A 2,858-nucleotide genomic window follows, 5' to 3' on the forward strand; every position below is an offset into this window, starting at 1 on the left:
TGTCGTCGGTGCGATGTCCGCGTTCTATCACGACTCCACCGATGTCAATGACGAACGGCAGCGTGAAATCGCAACGCATCGCCTTATCGCCAAGATGCCGACCATTGCCGCGATGGCCTATAAATACTCTGTCGGCCAGCCGTTTATGTATCCGCGCAACGACCTCGATTATGCGTCCAATTTCCTGTACATGTGCTTTGCCGTTCCGGCCGAGGACTTTCAGGTTAACCCGATCCTCAGCCGCGCGATGGATCGCATCCTGACGCTGCACGCCGATCACGAACAGAACGCCTCGACCTCGACCGTGCGTCTGGCCTCGTCTTCGGGTGCGAACCCGTTTGCCTGCATCGCAGCCGGTATCGCCTGTCTCTGGGGGCCTGCTCATGGCGGCGCCAACCAGGCGTGCCTGGAAATGCTGGAAGAGATCGGTTCGGTTGACCGCATTCCCGAATACATCGCCCGCGCCAAGGACAAGAACGATCCGTTCCGTCTGATGGGCTTTGGCCACCGCGTTTACAAGAACTTTGACCCCCGCGCCAAAGTGATGAAGCAGTCCGCCGACGAGGTGCTGGATCTGTTGGGCGTTGAGAACAACCCCAAACTTCAGGTTGCCAAGGCGCTGGAGAAGCAGGCGTTGGAAGACCCGTATTTCATCGACAAGAAGCTGTTCCCGAATGTCGACTTCTACTCGGGCATCATCCTCGAAGCGATGGGCTTTCCGACCTCCATGTTCACGCCTATCTTCGCCTTGTCGCGTACCGTTGGGTGGGTGAGCCAGTGGAAAGAGATGATCGCCGATCCACAGAACAAGATCGGTCGTCCGCGTCAGTTGTACCTAGGCGAAACTCTGCGCGACTACGTCGACATCGAAAAGCGCTGACCGACAGAAACAGCCGAAAAAATGTCCCCGCCATCGGCGGGGCATTTTCGTCTTCAGAACAGCGACAACTGATCGCCGGACTGGGCGGGCACCCGAAACAGATCGCACCTCAGTGGTGGTGTTTGGATCAACAATCCGATTCTGCGCGTTGCGGCCTTGAACCGCTGCGAAATCATTTCGGCATATTGCCCCTCGCCCCGCATGCGATGTCCCCAGCGTGGATCATAGTCCTTGCCGCCATGCATATCGCGTAGACGCGACATGATCTTGTCCGCGCGGCCCTCATAGTGCTGCGCCAACCATTCCTGCCACAGCTGCGACACCTCGCGTGGCAGCCGCAACATGATCCAGCTGGCCGCATCTGCCCCCGCATCCCGCCCGGCCTGCAATATGTCCTCCAGTTCGTGATCCGTCAGGCCGGGAATTATCGGCGAAGTCATCAGGCGCACGGGCACGCCTGCTCCGGTCAACCGTTCGATCATCTGCAATCGGCGCCTGGGCGCGGGTGCGCGCGGCTCCATCCTGCGCGACAGAACCGGGTCCAGTGTCGTGACGGATATCCCCACGCGCACCAACCCCTGCTTTGCCAAACGAGACAGAACATCCAGATCGCGCTCGATCAATGCCCCTTTGGTCACGATCGCCACCGGATGCCGAAATTCTTCCAGAACCTCCAGGCAAGCTCTTGTGATAAGGCGATTTTTTTCTACCGGCTGGTACGGGTCTGTATTTGTGCCCAAGGCAATCGCGCCAACCTTGTAGGACCGCGCACTCAATTCCCGACGCAGGATTTCAGCCGCATTCGGTCGCGCGACAAGCCGCGTTTCAAAATCCAGCCCTGGTGACAGCCCCAGATAAGCGTGTGTTGGGCGCGCAAAACAATAGGAACATCCGTGTTCGCACCCGCGGTACGGGTTGATCGAACGATCGAACGGCAAGTCCGGGGACCGGTTGAACGTGATCAGGCTTCGGGCGATCTCGTCGCTCACCACCGTGCGCAGTGTTGGAACGTCTTCTTCCAGATCCCAACCGTCGTCCACGGACACGGTACTGTGCCTTTCGAACCGTCCCGTTTTGTTCGACGTCACGCCCCTGCCGGGCGCATGTACGTGCAGCGGCATTGCAATCTCCCACATGAACCACAATCCATTTAGAACAATACGTGAACATCTGCAATATTCTCGGTCAGCCATTTAAGCAAAACCCAACCTTGTGCGAGTTGAAGCTGCACGAGATGGATATGAGGCGGCCTCAGCTTCTTTCTGAAGAACATTCAATCGATCTGAGGCAAAATATTTCCTATACGTCGGTTGCGTAGCGGCCCATGTCGCAATCGACACAGTGAAATTATGGCAAACTGGCAAAACGGACCAAATTGCCACTCGGGGGCTTTGCCCCTTTAGCTCAGGGAAACGGCTTATGTCGGATGAAGAAGACATCGTCCTGTCGGAATTGAACGACGAGGAACTCGTCGAACAGATGTTTGACGACCTTTATGACGGCCTCAAGGAAGAGATCGAAGAAGGCGTAAACATCCTGCTTGAACGGGGTTGGACGCCGTATAACATCCTCACGAAGGCTTTGGTCGGTGGCATGACCATCGTCGGCGCCGACTTCCGTGACGGCATCCTGTTCGTTCCCGAAGTTCTGCTGGCCGCCAACGCGATGAAAGGTGGCATGGCCATCCTCAAGCCGCTTTTGGCCGAAACCGGCGCACCGCGCGTCGGCAAGATGGTCATCGGCACCGTCAAGGGCGACATCCACGACATCGGCAAGAACCTCGTGTCGATGATGATGGAGGGCGCGGGCTTTGAAGTTGTCGATCTGGGCATCAACAACCCGGTCGAGAACTATCTGGAAGCGCTTGAGAACGAAAAGCCCGACATTCTGGGCATGTCCGCTCTGCTGACCACCACCATGCCGTATATGAAGGTCGTGATCGACACCCTGGTCGAACAAGGCCTGCGTGACGAATACA

General features: G+C 57.3%; 3 protein-coding genes. 2 read left to right on the top strand and 1 reads right to left on the bottom strand.

Annotated features, from left to right (window positions below):
- On the top strand, positions 1–880 hold an 880-nt coding region (locus AC2FNB_RS20920), incomplete at its 5' end, for a citrate synthase (RefSeq protein ID WP_496748661.1).
- Between the two features lie 53 nt (positions 881–933).
- Here the strand turns inward: AC2FNB_RS20920 and AC2FNB_RS20925 are convergent.
- Entirely contained in the window at positions 934–2,001 is a 1,068-nt protein-coding gene (locus AC2FNB_RS20925; RefSeq protein WP_496748662.1) for a PA0069 family radical SAM protein, read from the bottom strand.
- A gap of 298 nt (positions 2,002–2,299) precedes the next feature.
- Between AC2FNB_RS20925 and AC2FNB_RS20930 the strand changes: the two genes are divergently transcribed.
- On the top strand, positions 2,300–2,858 hold a 559-nt coding region (locus AC2FNB_RS20930), incomplete at its 3' end, for a corrinoid protein (RefSeq protein ID WP_496748663.1).

Source organism: Ruegeria sp. BHSB058 (assembly GCF_059613285.1).

What these genes read in the sequence shown, in the direction of transcription:
- AC2FNB_RS20925 (WP_496748662.1), bottom strand. Translation starts at nt 2,001, where the DNA reads ATGCCGCTGCACGTACATGCGCCCGGCAGGGGCGTGACGTCGAACAAA.